Source organism: Leucobacter sp. MMO-125 (genome assembly GCF_037148395.1).
GTDB lineage: Bacteria > Actinomycetota > Actinomycetes > Actinomycetales > Microbacteriaceae > Leucobacter.
The window spans coordinates 105,142-126,883 of sequence record NZ_JBBCTL010000004.1 but is presented as its reverse complement, the minus strand read 5'-3'; the positions used below and the strand labels follow the sequence as shown (position 1 = coordinate 126,883).

The window sequence follows — 21,742 nt, the reverse complement described above, 5'->3', positions numbered from 1 at the left end:
GTCGTCGAGCAGACGACTCACCAGCCGTGAGCTCGGAGCAACGAAGGAGACCCCGTGGAGGGTACGAAGAAACTCGTGATCGTCGAGTCGCCGACCAAGGCGCGCACGATCGGCGCCTATCTCGGCGACGACTACGAGGTCATCGCCTCGGTCGGGCACATTCGTGACCTCGCCGAGCCGTCCGAGCTCCCGAGCGAGCTGAAGAAGGGGCCCTTCGGCAAGTTCGCCGTCGACGTCGACAACGACTTCGCGCCCTACTACGTCGTCAACGACAACAAGAAGAAGACGGTCTCCGAACTTAAGCGCGCCCTGAAGGGAGCTGACGAGCTCTGGCTCGCCACCGATGAAGACCGCGAGGGCGAGGCCATCGCGTGGCACCTGCTTGAGGTGCTGAAGCCCAAGGTACCCGTGCGTCGCATGGTGTTCCATGAGATCACTCGCGAGGCGATCGAGCAGGCTAAGCAGAACACGCGCGACGTCGACATCTCCCTCGTCGACGCTCAGGAGACGCGTCGCATCCTCGACCGGCTCTACGGCTACGACATCTCACCCGTGCTGTGGCGCAAGGTCGCGCCGAAGCTGTCGGCCGGCCGTGTGCAGTCGGCAGCGACGCGCCTCGTTGTCGACCGCGAGCGCGAACGGCAGGCATTCCGCGCGGCCGAGTACTGGGATCTCACTGCAACGTTCCAGCCCGGCGCTGATGCAACCGATGCAACAGCCTTCGAAGCGAAGCTCGTGCGCGTCGGTGAGCGGCGCGTGGCGACCGGCGGCGACTTCGGTGACGATGGCGAGCTCACGCCCAGAGCGCTGAAGGCCAACGTCGTCGGCCTCGAACAACAGCGCGCTGAGCGCCTTGCCGAACTGCTCGGCGACGACACCGCAGCCACGGTGCTTTCCGTGGAGACCAAGCCGCACACCCGTCGACCGGCGGCCCCGTTCACCACCTCCACGCTGCAGCAGGAGGCCTCCCGTAAGCTGCGTTACAGCTCACGCCAGACCATGTCGTTCGCGCAGTCGCTCTACGAGAACGGCTACATCACGTATATGCGTACCGACTCGCCCACGCTTTCGAGCCAGGCGATCCAGGCGGCCCGCAAACAGGCGGCCGAGCTGTACGGTGCCGAAACGCTGCCCGAGAAGCCCCGTGTGTTCACGGGTAAGGCCAAGGGTGCACAGGAAGCCCACGAGGCGATCCGCCCTGCCGGTGACACTTTCCAGCGTCCCAGCGCGCTGAAAGGCAAGCTCACCCAGGGCGAGTACGCCCTCTACGAGCTGATCTGGAAGCGCACCGTCGCCAGCCAGATGGCCGACGCCAAGGGATCCACAGACACTGTCACCGTGGGGGCTTCCGTGGTGGAGGCCGGCGAAAGCGCCGCCACCGCGCTCGAATTCACCGCCAGCGGCACCGTGATCACCTTTCCAGGCTTCCTGCTCGCCTACGAGGAAGGCCGCGACGAGAAGCGCGGCGACGCCGAGCAGAACGTCTCGCTGCCGCAGCTTTCCGAGCGACAGAGCCTCCAGATCGCCGATCCCGCAGCCAAGGGCCATGAGACGAGCCCGCCGCCCCGCTACACCGAGGCGAGCCTCACCAAGCGGCTCGAAGAGCTCGGTATTGGCCGTCCCTCGACCTACGCGGCCATCATCAGCACCATTATGGATCGCGGCTACGTCACCAAGAAGGGCCAGGCGCTGGTTCCCAGCTGGATCGCTTTCTCAGTGGTGCGCCTGCTGGAAGAGCACTTCAGCGCGCTGGTCGACTACGACTTTACCGCCGAGATGGAGAACGACCTCGACCGCATCGCCGCAGGCGAGGCCGCTCGCGGCAAGTGGCTAGGTGAGTTCTACTTCGGCACCGACACCCACCCGGGTCTGCGCGGAGTGGTCGACAACCTCGGCGAGATCGACGCCCGCGCGATCAACACGATCAAGATCGACGACGAGATTTCGCTGCGCAACGGCAAATACGGCCCCTACCTCGAAGTGTTCGACGAGAAGTGCGAAGTCGGCGACGACGGTGCGCTCAAGCCGCGCAGCGTGAACATCCCGGACGGCATGGCGCCCGACGAGTTGACCCCGGAACGCGCGCATGAACTCGTTGCGGCCGAGCCCGCCGAAGACCGGGTTGTGGGCCTGCACCCGCAGACGGGCAAGCGCGTCATCGCGAAGAACGGCCGTTTCGGTCCCTACGTGAGTGAGTTGCCCGACGAGGGTGAGGAGCTGCCCAAGGGGCAGAAGCCGCGCACCGCATCGCTGTTCAAGAGCATGGATCCCGCGACGATCGATCTGGATACCGCTGTCGCGCTGCTCGACCTGCCGCGGGTCGTGGGAGCGGATCCCGAGTCCGGCGCCGAGATCACGGCTCAGAATGGGCGCTACGGCCCCTACCTGAAGAAAGGCACCGATACTCGGACACTGCCGAGCGAAGATGCGATCTTCTCGATCGACCTCGCGGGCGCCCAGGAGCTGTTCGCGCAACCGAAGTACGGCGCGCGGAAGGCCAGCGCAGCGTTGAAGGAGTTCGACGCCGATCCCGTGAGTGGCAAGGCGGTGCGGGTGCGCGATGGGCGCTTCGGCCCGTACGTCACCGATGGGGAGACCAACGCGACGATTCCGCGCGGCGACAGCGTCGACGACATCACCTTTGAGCGTGCGATCGAGTTGCTCGCCATCAAGCGCGCCAAGGGGCCGGCGAAGAAGAAGGCTCCCGCGCGCAAGACGGCGGCCAAGAAGCCCGCAGCGAAGAAGCCCGCGGCCAAGAAGACCGCTGCGAAGAAGGCTGTTGATCCGGCGCGTTCGGCCGCGGCGAAGAAAGCAGCGGAGACGCGCAAGGCGAATGCGGCGAAGAAAGCCGCTGAAGCCGCAGGACAGTAAGAGGTGCGCCTCAGAGACGTCTTCCTGCCTAACCAGCCGCGACTGCCGTGGCGGCGGCTGGTGCTTGCCGCTCTCGGGGTTGCGGTCGTTGTCGCCCTGCTCGGGCTGCTGGGCGAATCCGTCGCGCTGCTGCCGCTATTCGTGGGCTTCGCGCCGACCTGCATGCTGGTCTTCGCGCTTCCCGAAGCGCCGGTCTCGCAGCCTGCCGCGGTGATCGGTGGGCAGCTCGTCGCAGCGCTGGTGGGGGTGGCTGGTGCGCTCGTGCTGCCGGTGCACTGGTGGAGCATCGCGCTCGTCGCCGGGTGCTCGGTCGCTGCGATGGCGGTGCTGCGGATCATCCACCCTCCTGCGATCGCGAACACCGTGCTCGCCTTCGTCACTGGGGCGGGTGTGATGTTTTTGCTGGTGCCGGTGCTCGCGGCCTCGACCGCGATTGTGGCTGTGGCGCTGGTGTGGCACCGGTGCACGGGCACCCGCTATCCCGCGCCTGGTCTGCTCGGTGGTCCCTCGCCGCGCCGCCGCGGCGAGGCGTGAACAGCGGCACTGCGGGTCGCCGAGTCGCGGGCAATGGCAGACTGGACGCATGAGCGGAATCTTCATCACCCTTGAGGGCGGCGACGGCGCGGGCAAGAGCACGCAGGCCGAGCTGCTGGGGGCCTGGCTTGAGGCGCGTGGCCATGAGGTGGTGCGCACCCGCGAGCCGGGGGGCACCCGGCTGGGAGTTGAGGTGCGTCGTCTGCTGCTGCACGGTGGCGATGACATCGGAGAGGTGGATCCCCGCGCAGAGGCGCTGCTCTATGCGGCGGATCGGGCGCAGCACGTCGCCAAGGTGGTGCGGCCGGCGCTTGAGCGCGGCGCCATCGTGGTGCAGGATCGCTACATCGATTCTTCGCTCGCGTATCAGGGCGCTGGCCGAGTGCTTGATGTGGCCGAGGTGCGCCGCATCAGCGAGTGGGCTTCCGGCGGGCTGAAGCCAGCGGTGACGGTGCTGCTCGACCTTGACCCTGCGGTGGCGGCCTCTCGGCGCGTTTCGCGCGGTGGTGAGGTGGACCGTCTTGAATCCGAGGCGAGTGACTTCCACCTGGCCGTGCGGGAAGGCTTTGTGGAGTTGGCGCAGGCCGATCCCGAGCGCTACCTGGTGCTCGATGCCACGCGACCCGCCGATGAGCTCAATGCCGCGGTGATCGCCCGCGTGGCCCCCCTGCTCACCGCACTCTGACCATGCTCTGACCGCGCAGCCCCGGAAGCGACGAACGCCCCCGCTGTGTGGCGGGGGCGTTCGATCGCAGTGCGGAGGCGGCGGTCGGCTACTCGCTGATGACCGGGCCGAAGCGCTGCGGCAGCGTCGCCTGCGAGGTGGCGCGCAGCTCGGTGAGGGGCAGGGTGAAGCGATCCTGCACCTCGATCGAGGCGTCGGCGCCGGCACCGTCGGTGACACCGATGCGCAGCACGGGGAAGCCGCGACCCTCGCAGAGCCCGCGGAACTTCACTTCCTCCTCGTGAGGCACCGCAACGAGCACGCGCGCCTGCGACTCGGAGAAGAGCGCTGCGGTCTCGTCGACGCCGTCGCGCGAGATGATCTCGTCGATCCACACGCGGGCACCGACACCGAAGCGCAGCGCGCCATCTGCGAGCGCCTGAGCGAGGCCGCCTTCGGAGAGGTCGACGGCGCCAGAGATGAGGCCGCCCTGCGAACCCGCCTGCAGCAGCTCTGCGAGTGCGCGCTCGTCGTCGAGCACTGCAACGGGCGGCCTCCCGCCCAGGTGCGCGTGCACGGCCTCCGCCCATGCCGAGCCGTCGAGCTCGTCACGGGTCACACCGAGCAGGTAGAGGTGCTCGCCCTGATCCTGCCAGCCCGTGGGGATGCGGCGGGCAACGTCGTCGATGATGCCCAGCACGCCCACAACGGGGGTCGGATGGATAGGGGTGTCGCCGGTCTGGTTGTACAGCGAAACGTTGCCACCGGTGACGGGCACCTCAAGTGCGAGGCAGGCATCCGAGAGGCCCTCTACGGCGCGCGAGAACTGCCACATGACCTCGGGGTTCTCGGGGCTGCCGAAGTTGAGGCAGTCAGTCACCGCGGTGGGCACGGCGCCGGAGGCGGCCACGTTGCGGTACGCCTCGGCGAGTGCGAGCTGTGAGCCGACGTAGGGGTCGAGCTGGCAGTAGCGGCCGTTCGCGTCGGTGGAGATGGCGACGCCGAGGCCGCTTTCTTCGTCGACGCGGATCATGCCGGCACCGTCGGGGAAGGAGAGTGCGGTGTTGCCGAGCACGTACTTGTCGTACTGGTTGGTGATCCAGTCGACCGAGGCTTGATTGGGGGAGCCTGCGACGGTGAGCGTCTGCGCGCGCAGTTCGTCCCCCGAGGCCGCGCGGGCAAGGCCTGCAGCGCGCACGCCCGAGGCCTGCAGCTCGTCGATCCACGACGGGTAGGCGACGGGGCGCTCGTAGACGGGGCCGTCAACGGCGACCGTGCGGGGATCGACGTTGACGATCTCTTCGCCGCGCCAGTTGATGATGAGGCGACCCGTGTCGGTGACTTCGCCGAGCACGCTGGTCTCAACGTCCCACTTCTCGGTGACGGCGAGGAATGCGTCGAGCTTCTCGGGCGCGACGACGGCCATCATGCGCTCCTGGCTCTCCGACATGAGGATCTCCTCGGCGGTGAGCGACGGGTCGCGCAGCAGCACGCTGTCGAGTTCGATGAACATGCCGCCGTCGCCGTTGGCTGCGAGCTCCGAGGTGGCGCAGGAGATGCCGGCGGCGCCGAGATCCTGGATGCCTTCGACGAGGTCACCGCGGAAGAGTTCGAGGCAGCACTCGATGAGCACCTTCTCGGCGAAGGGGTCGCCCACCTGCACGGCTGGGCGCTTGGTGGGGCCGCCCTCGCTGAAGCTGTCGGAGGCGAGGATGGAGGCTCCGCCGATACCGTCGCCCCCGGTGCGGGCGCCGAAGAGCACGACCTTGTTGCCGGCGCCTGAGGCGTTGGCGAGGTGGAGGTCTTCGTGGCGGAGCACACCCACGCCGAGCGCGTTGACGAGCGGGTTCTGCTGGTAGACGCTGTCGAAGACGGTTTCGCCGCCAAGGTTGGGCAGGCCGAGGCAGTTCGCGTAGGAGGAAATGCCCGATACGACGCCGTGCACCACGCGGGCGGTGTCGGGGTCATCGATGTCGCCGAAGCGCAGCTGATCCATGACGGCGACGGGGCGGGCACCCATCGAGATGATGTCGCGGATGATGCCGCCGACGCCGGTGGCGGCACCCTGGAACGGTTCGATGTAGGAGGGGTGGTTGTGGCTTTCGACCTTGAAGGTGACGGCCCAGCCCTCGCCGATGTCGATCACGCCGGCGTTCTCGCCCATGCCGACGAGCAGACGCTCTTTCATCTTGTCGTTGACCTTCTTGCCGAACTGGCGCAGGTAGATCTTCGACGACTTGTAGGAGCAGTGCTCAGACCACATCACCGAGTACATGGCGAGCTCGCCAGAGGTGGGGCGGCGGCCGAGAATCTCGCGGATCTGCGCATACTCGTCAGGCTTGAGGCCGAGGGCGCCGTAGGGCTGCTCTTTCTCGGGGGTGGCGATCGCGTCGGCCACCGTATCGGGGCGGTGGGCGTCGATGGGGGCGGCGGTGTCGGTCACGCTCGGTGTGCTCCAGTGAGTGAGGGATCGGGATCGGCTCCGCGAGCCGAAACATGCAGCCCCAGTCTATCCCGCCCCTGTGGCGGGCTTGCCCGCCAGATGCGGGCCGGGGAAACCGCCGTCACGCCGGGCGGTTGCTGTTTCATGGGGGAACGCGCAAGACTTGGTGCATGAGCGATCAGAATCCGAACGCAACCGGCCAGAACCCGCAGGTGTCGCAGCCTGCGCAGGGTGCGCCGCACCAGGCGGCGTCCTCGAAGCAGCGCGCTGCGAAGGCAGAGGGGCTGTCGACCTTTTTGAAGGTCAGCATCATTCTGCTTGCAGCGCTGACGATCGCCTCGATCTCGCTGTTGTTCATCGGCGAACTTGAGGGCAAGTTCGAGCGTGTGTTCTCGACGTTCGTGCTCTTCGCGGTGTTCGTGCTGCTCACCGCACTCGACACCCGTCGCGAGCAGAAGTCGGAGTGGTACGCGCCCGTTGCGCTCATCGCCAACGCCTACATTCTGGGGCTGTTGCTCATCGTGATCTGGATGACTCCCTACCAGGCCTTCGGCCTGGTGCTCGAGATTTTCTGGAAGTCGGTGTTCGTGATCCTGGTGACGAGGCTGGTGATCCTGTGCTGCCAGCTGCTGCTCGGTATGAGCGCGAGGCTGCCCGATGTGGTGACCCGTTTCGCCTTCGTGACGAGTGTGCTCGCGGTGCTTTCGGGCATCCTCTTCACCGCTCCTGTCGGCATCGAAGCGTTCGATCTGCACATTCCCGATCTCTACTGGAAGATCGCGACGGCTCTGCTGATCTTGACCGCGCTGGGGCTATCGATCACGCTGCTGCTGCGGTGGTCGTTCAGTTCTGCGGCACGCGATGCTGTGCGCCGGGCGCGTTCGGCGGTTCCGGCGGCTGAGGCGTATCGGGCGCAGCCGCAGCCGACGGTGATCCAGCAGGCGCCGGTGGCGGGGGCGCAGCCCTTGCTGCCTTGGCCGACGTTCCCCGACGGGCGCCCGCTGCCTGCGGGGGCTGATGGGCAGCCCGATTTCTCCGTGCTGCAGTCGCCCCGGGGGTGACCGCGGGGGTTGAGATTCGCAGTATGCGCCTCGATGAGGCCGATGCGACGAGTGAGCTGTTGCGCGCCGCCTACGGGGGAGATTATCGACTTGATCCCGAGTATCTCGGTGAGATCGTCGATGTGCGGGGTCGTGCAGAGTCGGCGCAGCTGTGGGTTGCGGTGGATCGAGTCTCGGGCGCGGTGCTCGGCAGTGTGACGACCCCGTTTCCGGGGCAACGGCTGCAGCGTGACAGTGCCCCCGACGAGATGGATGTGCGACTGCTGGGTGTCGCGCGGGAAGCTCGCGGGCGGGGCGTCGGTGAGCTGTTGATGCGGCACTGCGTGTCGCTCGCCCGAGAGCGCGGGGCTCGGCGTCTGGTGCTGCACACGTCTTCGCAGATGGTTGCGGCTCAGCGGCTGTACGAGCGGATGGGGTTCGAGCGGGTGCCCGAGCGTGAATATGAGTTCGACGCGATGGGCACGAAGCTTATGCTCATGGCCTACGCATTTACGGTCTGAGCAGGGTTTTATGAGGAGCGCATTCTTTCCCGCTTGAACATCAGATGAAGGTATGTATAGGCTTACCTTGGCGTTCCGGGGGCCGTGATGGCACCTCAGGAATCGCGAAGCATCGATGCGCGCGCCGTATCGGTGCATTCTTTTTGCCCATCACATCGAAGCAGCCGGCACATGTCAGCTGCCCGTCGAACCCCAGGAGCCCACAGTGTCAATCCGCACCACCCGCAGTGCAGCCGCAGCGTTGGCTCTGGCCGCAGCGCTCGTTCTCTCGGCCTGCGCCTCCGGCGCACCCGCGAGCGAGCCGAGCACCGAATCTGCCGCCGCCACAGTGACCATCACCGACAATCACGGCGAGGTGGAGGTGCCGGTCAAGCCCGAAACGGTCGTCGCGCTCGACAACACGGTCTTCGACACCCTCGCCGAGTGGGACATCGAGCTCGCCGCCGTGCCCAAGGACGTCATGGGTTCGGTCTGGCCCGGCTACACCGACGACCCCGAGGTCGCCAACGTCGGCAACCACCGCGAACCGAACCTCGAGGTGATCGTTGCAGAGCAGCCCGACCTCATCATCGGCGGCTACCGCTTCGGTGACTACTACGAGCAGATCAAGGAGCAGAACCCTCAGGCCGTCGTCATCGAGATCGCGCCCCGAGATGGCAAGGACACCTTCGACGAGCTCAAGCGCCAGACCGAGATCCTGGGTCAGATCTTCGATCACGACAACGAAGCAGCCGCGCTGAACGCCGAGCTCGACAGCGCGATCTCCGGCGCGAAGCAGGCCTACAACGGCACCGACACCGTCATGGCCGTCAATACCTCCGCGGGTCGTATCGGATACATCGCGCCAGTGGTGGGCCGCAGCCTCGGCCCGGTGTTCCCCGCCCTCGGCTGGCAGCCCGCTCTCGAAATTGAGGGTGCGAGCGATGATCACCAGGGTGACGACATCAGCGTCGAGGCGATCGCAGCTTCGAACCCCGGTTGGATCGTGGCGCTTGATCGCGATGCGGCGTTCGCCCCGAGTGAGCGCGAGCCCGGTTCGGCGCCCGCCGATGAGCTCATCACGAACTCCGAGGCGCTGCAGAACGTCTCCGCGGTGCAGCAGGGCCGCATCGTGATCCTCGATCCCAACTTCTACCTCACCGAGGGCATCCAGGCCTACACCGGGCTGTTCACGCAGCTCCAGGAGGCGTTCTCGGCGGCATGAGCCCCACAGTTTCGAGCACGCCGGTCTTGAGCGGCGCCGCACTGCCCACGCGGCGCCGCACTGGGGCGTTGCTCGCCGCGATTATCGCGGTGCTGGGTCTCCTCGCGGCATCGCTCGTGATCGGTGTCTACGACATCGCGGGCAGCGAGTTCGGATCAGAAATGTTCTGGATCACCAGGGTGCCCCGCACGATCGCGCTCGTGCTGGCCGGTGCCGCGATGGCCACGAGCGGTCTCGTGATGCAGATGCTCACCCAGAACCGCTTCGTCGACGCCACCACCTCGGGCACCACCGAGTGGGCGGCGCTCGGCCTGCTGCTCGCCTCGCTGCTCCTGCCCGGGATTGGGCTCGTCGGCAAGATGGTCATCGCGAGCGGTTGCGCGTTTATCGGGGCGATGCTGTTCATGCTGATCCTGCGCCGCGTCGTGATCCGCACCACCCTCATCGTCCCCCTCATCGGCATCATGCTCGGCGCGATCGTGAGCTCGCTCACCACCTTCCTCGCCGCGCAGTTCAACCTGCTGCAGATGCTCGGTACCTGGTTCATGGGCAGCTTCACCGCGGTGGTGCGGGGCCGCTACGAGGTGCTGTGGGTGGTGGCTGTGGTCACGATACTTGTGTTTCTCATGGCGGATCGCATCACTGTCGCCGGCCTCGGTAAAGACATGGCGACGAGCGTTGGCGTGCGCTACGAGGCGATCCTCATCGCGGGCACCGCGCTCGTGGCCGTCGCCGCCGGTGTCACCACCGTGGTCGTCGGCTTCCTGCCGCTGCTCGGGCTTGTCGTGCCCAACATGGTCTCGATGATCCGCGGCGACAATGTGCGCAGCAACCTGCCGTGGGTCTGTCTGGGCGGCATCGCGCTCGTGGTGGCCTGCGATATTGTCGGGCGAGTGGTGATAATGCCCTTCGAGATTCCGGTCTCGATGGTGCTCGGCCTCGTCGGTGCTATCGTGTTCATCGCGCTGCTTTTGCGGCAGAGGTGATCGTGGAGAGCAGTATTGTGAGGCTCGCGAGCACGGGGGAGCCGCCGGCCGCGCCGTCGTCGCGTGCGTCGCGCTGGCGCGCGGCGCTGCCGATCGTTGTGGTGTTCGTCGTCGCCGCGGTGCTCGCCGTCGCGATCCTCGTCACCGGCAATCCGGCGCCCGCGGGCAGCCCCGGCTTTTGGATTATCGTGCAGTCGCGTCTCACTTCGCTCGCGACGATTGCCTTCGTCGCCGTCGCTCAGGCGCTCGCCACGGTGCTGTTTCACACTGCCACCTCGAATCGCATTCTCACCCCCTCCATCCTGGGCTTCGATGCGCTCTACGTGCTCACGCAGACGGCGCTCGTGTTCGTCTTCGGCACCACGGCGGCGAGCATGGAGGGGATTCCGAAGATCATTGCGCAGAGCGCGCTGATGGTGCTGTTCGCAACGCTGCTGTACGGTTGGCTGTTCTCGGGCCCGCGAGCAAATCTGCAGTTGCTGCTGCTCGTGGGTGTGGTGCTCGGGATCGGCTTCGGCTCGGTCTCCATGGTGATGCAGCGCACGCTCACCCCGAGCGAGTTCGATGTGCTGAGCGCTCGCCTCTTCGGCAGTATCAGTAAGGGAAATCCCGACTATCTGCCGATCGCGGCTGCGATCGTGTGCGGGATCTTGATTTTCGTCTGGTTGCGTCGGCGCAGCTACGACGTGGTCGCGCTCGGTCGCGATGTGGCGATCGGCCTGGGCGTGAATTACCGGCGCGAGGTAGTCACGATCCTGGTGCTTGTGGCCGTGCTCGTCTCGGTGTCGGCGACGATGGTCGGCCCGATGACGTTCTACGGTTTCCTGGTGGCGACGCTCGCCTACCAGTTCGCGAGGGGGGATTCGCACGCCGAGACGATTCCGCTCGCCATCGGTATCGGGCTTGTCACGCTGCTGGGCGCCACCTTCGTGCTCAAGCACGTGTTCGCCGCGGCCGGTCTCGTGACGGTGATCATCGAGTTCGCGGGCGGCCTGCTGTTTCTGATCGTGCTGCTCAGGAAGGGGCTGCGATGACCGACGCGCATATCGGAATGGGGCTCGACGCCCCGGCAGGGACGGCCGGGGCTGCGGTGCGCGCCGCTGAGTCTGAACCGGGCCGCGGCCAGGGTATCGAGCTGAGCGATGTTGCGAAGACGTACGCGGGGCGGCGTGTGCTCGGCCCCATCGATCTCAGTCTCGAACGCGGTGGTGTAACGGCGCTGATCGGCCCGAATGGGGCAGGCAAGTCGACACTGCTCACGATCATCGGGCGCCTGCTCGAAGCCGACAGCGGGCGCGTCACCGTGGGTGGGCTTGATGTGCGTGCCGCCAAGCCGAAGCAGCTCGCCCGGGTGGTCTCGATCTTGAAACAGGAGAATCATTTCGTGGCGCGCCTCACCGTGCGTCAGCTCGTCACCTTCGGTCGTTTCCCGCACTCAGCCGGGCGGATTACCGAGGCCGATCATCGCGCGATCCACGCTGCGATCGCGTTTCTCGATCTGGCCGGGTTCGAGGAGCGCTTTATCGATGAGTTGTCCGGCGGTCAGCGGCAGCGCGCCTTCGTGGCCATGGTGCTGGCGCAGGATACCGACTTCGTGCTGCTCGATGAGCCGCTGACGGGGCTCGATATGCGCCACGCGGTGAGCATGATGGGGCAGGTGCGGGCGGCTGCTGATGCGCTGGGCAAAACTGTCGTGCTCGTGATCCACGATGTGAACTTCGCGGCGGCGTACGCCGACCGCATTGTGGCGCTTGCCGAGGGGCGGATCGTCGCTTCCGGCACCCCCGATGAGATCATCACCTCCGAGGTGCTGGAGCGGGTTTTCGAGACCCCGGTCGACGTGCTCGAACATGACGGTCGCCGTGTCGCGGTGTACTACCGGCCGTAGGCAGCTTCAGCGCTCACCGATGCGACCCCGATGCGATCAGCGGATCAGGCGCTGAGGTGCTCCGAGGTCTCGGCGAAGAGCGCGGAGACTGCGGCGCGGCCCTCTGCGGCGCGGCCTGCGCGGGCGAGTTCGCGCAGGCGCACGGTGGGTCGGTGCAGCAGGCGCCCGACCAGGTGCCGCAGAGCGGCCTCGGTCTCGACGGTGCGAGCAGGCTCGGCAGCGCCGCCGTTCGCGCGATGGCTGATCCGCCTGATCTCGTCGTCAAGCATGCCGTTCACGAATGATCGCAGTTCCTGCAGTGCCGGGATCGCGTCGCGCTCGGCGCGCAGCGCCGTGAACTCGGCCGCCGCGGTGCGCACGATGTCGCGCGCTTCGAGTTCGGCTCCCAGTTCGGGGATCGGCGCGTGCAGTGCGATGGTCTCGAGGTCGAGCAGTTCGACCCCTGGCACCGCGGCAACGCCGGGGGAGATGTTGCGGGGGAGACCCATGTCGATGAGCAGCCGGGGCCGCGTTCGGCCTCGTTCAGAGACGGAGAGCCTGCCGAAGCGGGCACAGAACGGAGGGCTGCCCTCGGTGACGGTGTCGTCGAAGCGTTCTCGGGTGAGCAGGGGTTCGTGCACGGTGCTGCACGCGACGACGAGGTCGCTGTGGCGCAGTTCGGCATCGAGGTCGTTGTGCGCCACGGGGCGGATGCCGTGAGACTCCGCGAATGATGCTGCCCGGCCTGAGGGGGAGTAGACCGCGATGCGCTGGGCACCGTGCGCGCGCAACGCCGCAAGGCTCGCTCCGGCGTAGGCGCCGGTGCCGATGAGGAGTACGCGGCAGGTCTGCCAGTCGCCGACCCTGCTGTCGACGAGCGCGAGTGCGAGTTGCACGAGCGATCGGCCTCTGCTCTGCAAGCCGGTGCGATGCTTCACGCGCTTCGAGACGACGATGGCCTGTTGGAAGAGCTGTTCCAGTTCGGTGCTCGACCGGCCCAATGCGCGCGCTGTGTCGATGGCGCGGCGCACCTGCCCCGCGATCTCGGTCTCGCCCACCGAAGCGGATTCGAGACCGCTCGACACTGCGAAGAGGTGCTCGGCAGCGGCCTCGCCGCGGTGCACCGAGCAGGCTGCGGCGAGTTCGCCGTGTGGGAGACCGGTGGCTCGCGCGAGTCCGTCGAGGGCGTGCTCGGGGGCGAGGCCGGGGGCGTCGAGATAGGCCTCGAAGCGATTGCAGGTCGCGAGCACGACGGCACCGCGGGTGAGTGCGGGATCGCTGAGCGTGGCGGTCACGGTGTCGGTGCGCCGTTCGAAGTGTTCGAGCAGCGCCAGATCGGCGTTGCGGTGATCGACGGTGAGGCAGAGGAGCATGGATTCTCGGCAGGGTTCTCGGGATGGGGAGCGGATCAGCGCGGCGCCGCACGCCCAGCTGAGTAGATCTGATGTGAAACATCAGATCTATAAGCTAGCATCTCGATCGATGAACTCACTCCCAGCTTCGCACCCGCTCGTCGATGGCCGAACGAGCGACGCCCCTCTGATCAGAGCCCTCAACGGCCACCGCCCCGAGCGGGTTCCCGTCTGGTTCATGCGCCAGGCAGGTCGGTCGCTCCCCGAATATCGCAGCATCCGCGCAGACCACCGTATGCTCGACGCCTGCGTGAACCCCGAACTCGCGAGCGAGATCACCCTGCAACCTGTGCGGCGGCACGGCGTCGACGCCGCAGTCTTCTTCAGTGACATCGTCGTGCCGCTGAAACTCGCGGGCGTCGAAGTCGATCTCGTTGCCGGGCGAGGTCCGGTGTTCGCGGATCCCGTTCGCAGCGCCGCCGATGTCAGGCGCTGCCGCGCCGAGTTCACCGCCGATCGCCTTCGGGAAGCCCTCGACCCCGTGCGCGACGCCGTCGCGCTGACCGTCGCACAGCTCGGCAACACACCGCTCATCGGCTTCGCCGGTGCACCCTTCACCCTCGCGGCCTACCTCGTCGAGGGCGGTCCCTCCCGCGACCACCTGCGAGCCCGCACCCTTATGCACGCCGAACCGGAGACCTGGCGCGAACTGCTCGACTGGGCCGCAGAACTCAGCGGCGTCTTTCTCGAAGCGCAGGTCTCAGCCGGTGCCAGTGCGGTGCAACTGTTCGACTCCTGGGCGGGATCGCTCAGCGCCGCCGACTACCGCGCCCATGTGGCGCCCGCATCCCGACGCACCCTCGACGCCGTGCGGCATATCGCGTATCGGCACCCGCACCGCGATGGCTACAGCGCGTGCGAAGAAACCGTGCCCGCGATCCACTTCGCAGTGGGCTCTGGCCACCTGCTCGAAGAACTCGCCGCCGTTGGGGTGAGCGCGATCGGCGTCGATTGGCGCACCCCGCTCGACGAGGCGAGCCGCAGACTCGGAGATACCGTGCCGTTGCAGGGCAATCTTGACCCCGCCTACCTCGGAGCGCCGCCCGAGCGGCTTGCCGCGCACCTCGACGAGGTGCTGCGCCGGGGAACCCGCGCCCCCGCCCACGTGCTCAACCTGGGGCACGGCGTGCCACCCGACACCGACCCTGAAGTGCTCACCCGTATCGTAGAGCTCGCGCATGCTCGGTGAAGTCGATGACAACGCTGACGGCACTGAGAGTGTTGACGGTGCTGAAGGCACCGGATTCGCCGACCTCGCCTGCGCAGCGGGCAGCTCAGGCCGTCGCGTGGCTGTCGTGGGCGGCGGGGTCTCGGGGCTCGTCGCCGCCCGCGAACTCGCGCTCGGCGGCGCCGATGTTGTGCTCTTCGAACTGCAAGACCGCATCGGGGGCCGCGTGCAGCGCGACACCCTCGCATCCGTGCCGGTCGACGTGGGCGCCGAAGCCTTCGCCACGCGCGGCGGCGCCGTCGCCGCACTCCTCGGAGATCTCGGCCTCGGTGACCGCATCGAACGCCCCGCCCCGCTCGGCAGTTGGGTGATCTCCGCGGGCCGGGCGCTCCCGCTGCCGGCTGCTGGCGCCGTCGGCATCCCCACAGCTCCGCTCGCGGCCGACACGCGGCGCGTGCTCGGGCTGCAAGGGGCGCTGCGCGCCGCCGTCGAACCGCTGCTGCCACGCTCCCTCGGCCGCGGCGCAACCCTCGGCAGAGCGGTGCGCCTGCGACTCGGCGCGCGCGTGCTCGACAGGCTCGTGCGGCCCGTGGTGCGCGGCGTGCACTCCGCCGACCCCGAAGAACTGTCGATCGACGCCGTGCCCGGACTTGCAGCCGCCCTGCAGCGCCACGGCTCCCTCATCGCGGCCGCCCGTGAACTGCGCCACGGGCGCTCCGCCGCGGGCGGCGCCGTCGCTGGTCTGCGAGACGGAATGGGCTCCCTCGTCGAAGCGCTCGCCGCAGAGCTGCAGCGTCTGCACATCGAGACGCGCACTGGAACAGCGGTGCGCGAGATCGCCGCTGCCGGAGGCGGCATCCGGGTCCGCATCGACCGCACAGCCGCCGCGAACATCGCGACCACACGCACCGCGCCGCCAAGCACCGCACTCACGGGCGTCCTGCGCTTCGACGCCGTCGTGCTCGCCGTGCCCGAAACCGCCGCCCGCGCGCTGCTGGGCGCCCCAGCGACCGACCCCGAAACCCGCGTTGAAGTCGTTCTGCTCGCGGTCGACGACCCTCGTCTCGACGCCGCACCCCGCGGCACCGGTGCCCTGGTCGCCGAGGGAGAACACGGCATCCGGGCGAAAGCTCTCACCCATGTCACGGCGAAGTGGCCGAAGCGCGCGACGGCACCTGGCCCCACCCCGCATGTTCTGCGACTCTCCTACGGTCGCCACGGCAGCGCCCCCGAGACCGCGGGGCTCCCCGATCAGCAGGTGCGCGAGATCGCGTTGGCGGATGCGTCGCGCATTCTCGGCGTCGCGCTCAACCCAGCCTCCGTGCGCGACATGCGCCGTCGCGAGTGGTGCACCGGTTCGGCTCGCGGATCGGGCGACGGCCGCGGATCCGCCACCGGATCCGCCGCCTCCGAGCTCGTGCCGCCGCCCCGCGTCGCGATCACCGGCGACTGGGTGAGCGGCACCGGGCTTGCGACCGTCGTGCCGGCTGCCCGCGCCGCCGCCCGCAGCGTCCTCGACTCCCTGAACTCAGCCGCCCCGCACTCAGAAGGAGGCACGCGATGACCAATCGCATCACCGCCACCGGCCCCCGCACCCCGCGCGTGCGCCGTTCCGACACCCCTGTTGCGGCCGACCCCGGGCTGATCCGCATCGGAACACGCGGCAGCGCCCTCGCCGTCGCACAATCCACCACTGTGGCAGAGGCCGTCTCGGTCGCCACGGGGCTCGAAGTCGTGCTCGTGATCGTCACCACCCGAGGCGACGTCTCCGCTGCGCCGCTGGCGCAGCTCGGGGGCACGGGCGTTTTCGTGAGCGCGCTGCGCGACGCCCTGCTCGACGGGGCATGCGACCTCGCAGTGCACTCCTTGAAAGACCTTCCCACGGGCGCGTGCCCCGGTATCGAAATCGGCGCCATCCCGGTGCGCGCCGACGCTCGCGACGCGCTGTGCGCGCGGAACGGTCTGACGCTCGCCGAACTACCTGCGGGGGCAAGGGTGGGCACCGGCTCGCCGCGCCGCGCCGCGCAACTGCTCGGCAGGCGACCAGATCTCGACGTCGTCGATCTGCGCGGCAACGTCGACACCAGGCTTGGCCGGGTGGGTGTCGATCTCGATGCTGTGGTGCTGGCCTGCGCGGGCCTCGACAGGCTGGGGCGCGAGGAAGCGATCACCGAGCGCTTTCCGCTCGATGAGGCGCCCGCCGCCCCGGGGCAGGGCGCCCTCGCGATCGAGGTGCGCAGCGAAGATGCGCGCCGCGCCCCCTACGTGGCTGCGCTCAGCGCGCTCGATCACGCTGAATCGCGGGCGTGCGCGCTCGCCGAGCGGGCCGTTTTGGCGACGCTCGAAGCGGGCTGCGCGGCCCCTGTCGGCGCCACAGCCAGGGTTGACGATGCACGCCTGGTGCTGCGCGCCGAGGTGTCGAGCCTCGACGGAACCCAGCGGCTGCTCGCCGAGGAGGGGTTGCCCTGGGCGGTTGGGGCTGAGGCTGGGGCTGGTGGGGGTGCCAGTGTCGTTTCCGGCGCCGACACGGGTGGCGGATCCGCTGCTGACTCCGCAGCACCGTCTACCGCAGCCCGCGAGACACCGCGCCGCCTAGGAGAAATCGTGGCGCGGCGCTTGTTCGACATGGGTGCGGCGCAGATCGCCCCGCTCGGGGGCTCGCATCCCGAGTCGGGCAACACCGAGCCCGCCGGCTCCGAGGCCACCCCGTGACCTCCCACCAGAATGGCCGCCGGCCGGCCACCTCCGATCTGGCGGGGTGCCGCATCCTGGTGCCGCGCGGCGGCCCCCCAGGCGAACAGCTCGCGGCGGCCATTCGCACACGCGGCGGTCTCCCCGTCATCGTGCTACTCACGACGACGGTGCCGCCGCAGGATCCGGCAGCGCTTGCCGCCGCTGTTGAGCGTTGGAACCTGGGCTGCTACGACTGGCTCGTCTGCACGAGCGCGAACGGGGTGTATGCCGTCGTCGCGGCGGGTGCGCGCCCCGGCATGCGGCGCATAGCAGCTGTCGGCCCTGCTACCGCCGAAGCGCTGCGCGAGCACGGCTTCGAGGTGGCCGTGCAGCCAGACCACGACTTCTCTGCGGTCGGTCTCGCCGAGGCGCTGCTCACCGTGATCGGCACGGCCGACGGGAGTGACGCGGCCCAGCAGATGCTGCTGCCGCTCTCCGAGATCGCGGGAACCGAGCTCGAACACGCCCTCACCGCCGCCGGTCACGCCCCGCACCGCGTCACCGCGTACCGCACGCTCCCCACCCCGCGCGATGCCCGGCTCGAATCCCGGGGGCGGGCTGTCGATGCGATCCTCGTGATGAGCGGATCCGGCGCCGCCGAGACCGCCCGCCGCTTCGCGCCGCTCCCGCCGGGCACCCATCTCGTCGCGATCGGAGCCCCGACAGCTCGGGCGCTCGCCGCTCACGGACTCCGGGCCGACGCCGTCGCGACCCGCCACACCGCTGACGGGCTGCTCGACACCCTCGCCGCGCTCCTCGACCGTGCGGCTGCGCCCACTACCGACTATCCCGAACTCCCGCACCACCCGGAAGGAAGATCCGCATGATCCCCACCGTCCGCCCGCGTCGCCTGCGCGCCACCCCTGCGCTGCGCCGTCTCGCCACCGAGACCAGGCTGCATCCCGCCGAGCTGGTGCTGCCGGCCTTCGTCCGTGAAGGCATTGACGAGCCCCGCGCGATCTCCGCGATGCCGGGAGTGCTGCAGCACACCCTCGACTCGCTGCGTCGAACCGCAGCGGATGCCGCCGCTGCTGGCATCGGCGGCATCATGCTCTTTGGCGTGCCGTCCGTGCGCGACGCCCGCGGCAGCGCCGCCGACGATCCCGGGGGCATCCTCAATGTCGCCACCCGTGCTGTCGCGGAGGAGGTCGGTGATGCGCTCGTCGTGCAGACCGACCTCTGCCTCGACGAGTTCACCGATCACGGCCACTGCGGGGTGCTCGACGCGCGCGGCGAGGTCGACAACGATGCCACCCTCGACAGGTACTGTGCGATGGCCCTCGCACAGGCCGAGGCCGGCTCGGCGGTGCTCGGTCTCTCGGGCATGATGGATGGCCAGGTCGCGGCGGTGCGCGGCGCGATCGATGCTGCCGGGCATCAGGCCACCGCGATTCTCGGCTACTCCGCGAAGTACGCCTCAGCGTTCTACGGGCCGTTCCGTGAGGCGGTCGATTCGCAGCTCGGTGCCGATCCTTCGAGCAATGGTGACCGGCGCAGCTATCAGCAGGATCCGGCGAACCGACGCGAGGGGCTGCGCGAAGCGGAGCTCGACATCGCCGAGGGCGCCGACATCGTGATGGTGAAGCCTGCGATGAGCTATCTCGATGTGCTCTCGGATGTCGCGGCGGCGAGCCCGGTGCCTGTCTGGGCCTATCAGGTGTCCGGTGAGGCGGCGATGATCGAGGCGGCTGCCGCGCAGGGGTGGATTGACCGCCGGCGCGCGGTCGAGGAGTCGGTGCTCGGCATCAAGCGTGCGGGGGCCGATGCGATTCTGAGCTACTTCGCTGTGGAGCTTGCGGGGTGGCTGCGATGAGGGGCGGATCGGCGATGCGCAGCGCGCAGCTCGCCGAGCGCGCGGAGCGTGTGATTCCCGGCGGGGTGAACTCCCCGGTGCGGGCCTTCGGCTCGGTCGGTGGCACCCCGCGCTTCATCGTTTCGGGGAGCGGGCCGTATGTCACCGACGTCGATGGCGCCGAGTACGTCGACCTTGTCGCTTCGTGGGGGCCCGCCCTGCTGGGGCACGCCCACCCTGCTGTGGTCGAGGCGGTGCAGACGGCTGCGGCGCGGGGGCTGGGCTTCGGTGCTTCGGTTCCCGAGGAGGCCGAGCTTGCCGAGGAGATGATTTCGCGGGTGCCCGGCCTCGAACGCTTGCGCCTCGTCTCCACGGGCACCGAGGCGACGATGACGGCGATCAGGCTCGCGCGCGGGGCCACCGGCCGGCCGCTCATCGTGAAGTTCGCCGGCCACTACCACGGTCATTCCGATGGCCTGTTGGCCGAGGCAGGGTCGGGGCTTGCCACGCTCGCGCTGCCCGGCTCGGCGGGAGTGACCGCGGAGACCGCGGCGCAGACGATCGTGCTGCCCTACAACGATCCGGCAGCTCTGGCGGCGGCGTTCGCCGAGCACGGCGACCGGATCGCCGCGGTGATTGCGGAGGCTGCTGCGGCGAATATGGGGGTGGTGCCTCCCGAGCCCGGGTTTACGGAGTTTATGATCGGGCTTGCGCACGGGCACGGCGCACTGGTGATCCTCGACGAAGTGCTCACGGGGTTTCGGGCGGGGGCTTCCGGCTACTGGGGGATCGAGCGGGCCCGGATGGCGTCGGCGCTCGCGCCTGATCTGTTCACCTTCGGCAAGGTGGTCGGCGGCGGGCTGCCGCTTGCGGCGCTCGGCGGGCGGGCGGAGCTAATGGAGATGCTGGCACCGCTCGGGCCGGTCTACCAGGCCGGCACACTGTCTGGCAATCCGCTCGCTGTCGCTGCGGGACTCACCACGCTGCGCCACGCAGATGACGCCGCCTATGCGGCGCTCGGGCGCGCAGCCGAGGTGCTTTCCGGCGAGGTGTCACGTGCGCTCGACACCGCCGGGGTGCCGCATCGGGTGCAGCGTGCGGGCACGCTGTTCAGCGTGTTCTTTGGTGAGTTCTCCGACGGGCCGCACGATTATGCCGGGGCGCAGCGGCAGGAAACACAGCAGCATCGGGCGTTCTTCCACGCCATGCTCGAGGGCGGCGTCAATCTGCCACCCAGTGCCTTCGAAGCGTGGTTCGTTACCGCTGCCCACGACGCAGCCGCGATCTCCCGTGTGGTCGAGGCGCTGCCCGCTGCCGCCAGGGCTGCCGCCGAAGCAGCCCCTGCGGCCCCCGTGGTCTGACCCGAGCCGTCCCCGCCTTAGATATGTGATCTGTCGAAGATATGGGATTCAGGCCCGGGTTCGCCCGATTTTCGGCAGATTCCACATCTTGAGGCTGGGCATGAAAGCCGTGAGGGGCGGGGATCGAGTGATCCCCGCCCCTCACGGTGACGACGTGCGGGTGTTAGACCCGGGCCGCGAGAGCGGCCACGGCGCTCTCGAAGAAGCGCAGGCCGTCGATGCCTGAGCGCATGGCGTCGGGCATGTCGGGGCCGAAGCCGGGCTCGACCGCGTGCTCGGGGTGCGGCATGAGGCCGACCACGTTGCCGCGCTCGTTGGTGAGGCCCGCGATATCGTCAAGCGAACCATTGGGGTTGACGCCGGCGTAGCGGAAAGCGATGAGCCCCTCGCCCTCCAGACGCTTCAACGTCTCGTCGTCGGCGATGAAGCCGCCGTCGCCGTTCTTGAGCGGGATCACGATCTCTTCGCCCTGCTCGAAGCTGTTGGTCCAGGCGGTGTCGGCGTTCTCGACCACGAGACGCTGATCGCGGCGGATGAACTGCTGGTGTGCGTTGCGGATCAGGCCACCGGGCAGCAGATGCGACTCGACGAGCACCTGGAAGCCGTTGCAGATACCGAGCACGGGCATACCCTTGCCAGCAGCCTCGACCACCTCGGTCATGATCGGCGAGACCGCCGCGATAGCACCCGGACGGAGGTAGTCGCCGTAGCTGAACCCACCGGGCAGCACGATCGCGTCAACGCCCTGCAGATCGTGATCCGCGTGCCACAGCTCCACTGGCTCAGCACCCACGAGGCGGATCGCGCGCTGCGCGTCACGGTCGTCGAGGGAGCCGGGGAAGGTGACGACGCCGATGCGGGTCGACATCAGCGAGCCTCGCCGTCAACGCTGATCGCCACGACGTCTTCGATCACCGAGTTCGAGAGAATCTCCTCGGCGAGCTGACGCACCTCGGCGAGCACGGCCTCGTCGACCTCGCCCTCGACGGTGAACTCAAAACGCTTGCCAATGCGCACGTTCTCGAACTTGCCATGGCCGAGGCGCGCGAGCGCCCCCGTGGTCGCCTTGCCCTGCGGGTCGAGCAGTTCGGCCTTCGGCATGACATCAACAACAATCGTGGGCACTAGAGAGCCTCCAACTCGAGA

General features: G+C 68.4%; 19 protein-coding genes. 15 read left to right on the top strand and 4 right to left on the bottom strand.

The window, feature by feature from the left end; genetic code table 11:
* The first annotated feature begins 54 nt into the window (after nt 1–54).
* Genes topA through tmk form a run of 3 tightly spaced genes read left to right on the top strand, consistent with a single transcriptional unit; the run spans nt 55 to nt 4,090 of the window.
* Entirely contained in the window at nt 55–2,871 is a 2,817-nt protein-coding gene (topA, locus tag WFI54_RS10775; protein WP_336652795.1) for a type I DNA topoisomerase, read from the top strand.
* A 3-nt stretch (nt 2,872–2,874) separates the two neighbouring features.
* Nucleotides 2,875–3,405, top strand: a complete 531-nt coding sequence (locus tag WFI54_RS10770; protein WP_336652794.1) for an HPP family protein — start codon at nt 2,875–2,877, stop codon at nt 3,403–3,405.
* Between the two features lie 49 nt (nt 3,406–3,454).
* Nucleotides 3,455–4,090: a dTMP kinase gene (gene tmk, locus WFI54_RS10765; RefSeq protein ID WP_336652793.1), complete on the top strand. Its 636-nt coding sequence runs from the start codon at nt 3,455–3,457 to the stop codon at nt 4,088–4,090.
* Between the two features lie 88 nt (nt 4,091–4,178).
* Here tmk and purL read toward each other — a convergent pair whose 3' ends face one another.
* The gene (gene purL / locus WFI54_RS10760) at nt 4,179–6,512 is read right to left on the bottom strand and encodes a phosphoribosylformylglycinamidine synthase subunit PurL (protein WP_336652792.1); all 2,334 of its coding nucleotides are present in this window, start codon (nt 6,510–6,512) and stop codon (nt 4,179–4,181) included.
* Between the two features lie 170 nt (nt 6,513–6,682).
* Between purL and WFI54_RS10755 the strand changes: the two genes are divergently transcribed.
* From WFI54_RS10755 to WFI54_RS10730, 6 genes are all read left to right on the top strand, one after another.
* Nucleotides 6,683–7,573 (top strand): hypothetical protein, encoded by an 891-nt coding sequence (locus WFI54_RS10755; RefSeq protein ID WP_336652791.1) that lies wholly within the window; start codon nt 6,683–6,685, stop codon nt 7,571–7,573.
* A gap of 23 nt (nt 7,574–7,596) precedes the next feature.
* The gene (locus WFI54_RS10750) at nt 7,597–8,073 is read left to right on the top strand and encodes a GNAT family N-acetyltransferase (protein WP_336652790.1); all 477 of its coding nucleotides are present in this window, start codon (nt 7,597–7,599) and stop codon (nt 8,071–8,073) included.
* A 205-nt stretch (nt 8,074–8,278) separates the two neighbouring features.
* Nucleotides 8,279–9,277: a siderophore ABC transporter substrate-binding protein gene (locus tag WFI54_RS10745; protein WP_336652789.1), complete on the top strand. Its 999-nt coding sequence runs from the start codon at nt 8,279–8,281 to the stop codon at nt 9,275–9,277.
* Nucleotides 9,274–10,263 (top strand): ABC transporter permease, encoded by a 990-nt coding sequence (locus tag WFI54_RS10740; RefSeq protein ID WP_336652788.1) that lies wholly within the window; start codon nt 9,274–9,276, stop codon nt 10,261–10,263. The genes WFI54_RS10745 and WFI54_RS10740 overlap by 4 nt, the downstream gene beginning before the upstream one ends.
* Nucleotides 10,264–10,265: 2 nt before the next feature.
* Nucleotides 10,266–11,297, top strand: a complete 1,032-nt coding sequence (locus WFI54_RS10735) for an iron chelate uptake ABC transporter family permease subunit (RefSeq protein ID WP_336652787.1) — start codon at nt 10,266–10,268, stop codon at nt 11,295–11,297.
* Complete coding sequence (locus tag WFI54_RS10730; protein ID WP_336652786.1) at nt 11,294–12,151, top strand: iron ABC transporter ATP-binding protein; 858 nt, start codon at nt 11,294–11,296, stop codon at nt 12,149–12,151. Before WFI54_RS10735 ends, WFI54_RS10730 begins: the two co-directional genes overlap by 4 nt.
* Nucleotides 12,152–12,195: 44 nt before the next feature.
* On the opposite strand, the gene WFI54_RS10725 is transcribed toward WFI54_RS10730, so the two are convergent.
* Entirely contained in the window at nt 12,196–13,503 is a 1,308-nt protein-coding gene (locus WFI54_RS10725; protein WP_336652785.1) for a glutamyl-tRNA reductase, read from the bottom strand.
* Nucleotides 13,504–13,612: 109 nt separating this feature from the next.
* Between WFI54_RS10725 and hemE the strand changes: the two genes are divergently transcribed.
* Genes hemE through hemL form a run of 6 tightly spaced genes read left to right on the top strand, consistent with a single transcriptional unit; the run spans nt 13,613 to nt 20,596 of the window.
* Nucleotides 13,613–14,731, top strand: a complete 1,119-nt coding sequence (gene hemE, locus WFI54_RS10720; RefSeq protein ID WP_336652784.1) for a uroporphyrinogen decarboxylase — start codon at nt 13,613–13,615, stop codon at nt 14,729–14,731.
* Nucleotides 14,721–16,274, top strand: coding sequence for a protoporphyrinogen oxidase (gene hemG / locus WFI54_RS10715; RefSeq protein WP_336652783.1), 1,554 nt, complete (start codon nt 14,721–14,723; stop codon nt 16,272–16,274). The genes hemE and hemG overlap by 11 nt, the downstream gene beginning before the upstream one ends.
* Nucleotides 16,271–17,422 carry a hydroxymethylbilane synthase gene (gene hemC / locus WFI54_RS10710; RefSeq protein WP_336652782.1) on the top strand — a complete coding sequence of 384 codons (1,152 nt, stop codon included), beginning with the start codon at nt 16,271–16,273 and terminating at the stop codon, nt 17,420–17,422. The genes hemG and hemC overlap by 4 nt, the downstream gene beginning before the upstream one ends.
* Entirely contained in the window at nt 17,419–18,270 is an 852-nt protein-coding gene (locus WFI54_RS10705) for a uroporphyrinogen-III synthase (RefSeq protein WP_336652781.1), read from the top strand. Before hemC ends, WFI54_RS10705 begins: the two co-directional genes overlap by 4 nt.
* On the top strand, nt 18,267–19,256 hold the full coding sequence (gene hemB / locus WFI54_RS10700; RefSeq protein WP_336652780.1) for a porphobilinogen synthase: 990 nt from the start codon (nt 18,267–18,269) through the stop codon (nt 19,254–19,256). The genes WFI54_RS10705 and hemB overlap by 4 nt, the downstream gene beginning before the upstream one ends.
* A 14-nt stretch (nt 19,257–19,270) precedes the next feature.
* The gene (gene hemL / locus WFI54_RS10695) at nt 19,271–20,596 is read left to right on the top strand and encodes a glutamate-1-semialdehyde 2,1-aminomutase (RefSeq protein ID WP_336652779.1); all 1,326 of its coding nucleotides are present in this window, start codon (nt 19,271–19,273) and stop codon (nt 20,594–20,596) included.
* A 163-nt stretch (nt 20,597–20,759) separates the two neighbouring features.
* Here the strand turns inward: hemL and purQ are convergent, their stop codons facing one another.
* Nucleotides 20,760–21,464 (bottom strand): phosphoribosylformylglycinamidine synthase subunit PurQ, encoded by a 705-nt coding sequence (purQ, locus tag WFI54_RS10690; protein ID WP_336652778.1) that lies wholly within the window; start codon nt 21,462–21,464, stop codon nt 20,760–20,762.
* Nucleotides 21,464–21,721 carry a phosphoribosylformylglycinamidine synthase subunit PurS gene (purS, locus tag WFI54_RS10685; protein ID WP_336652777.1) on the bottom strand — a complete coding sequence of 86 codons (258 nt, stop codon included), beginning with the start codon at nt 21,719–21,721 and terminating at the stop codon, nt 21,464–21,466. Before purS ends, purQ begins: the two co-directional genes overlap by 1 nt.
* Nucleotides 21,722–21,742: the final 21 nt, after the last annotated feature.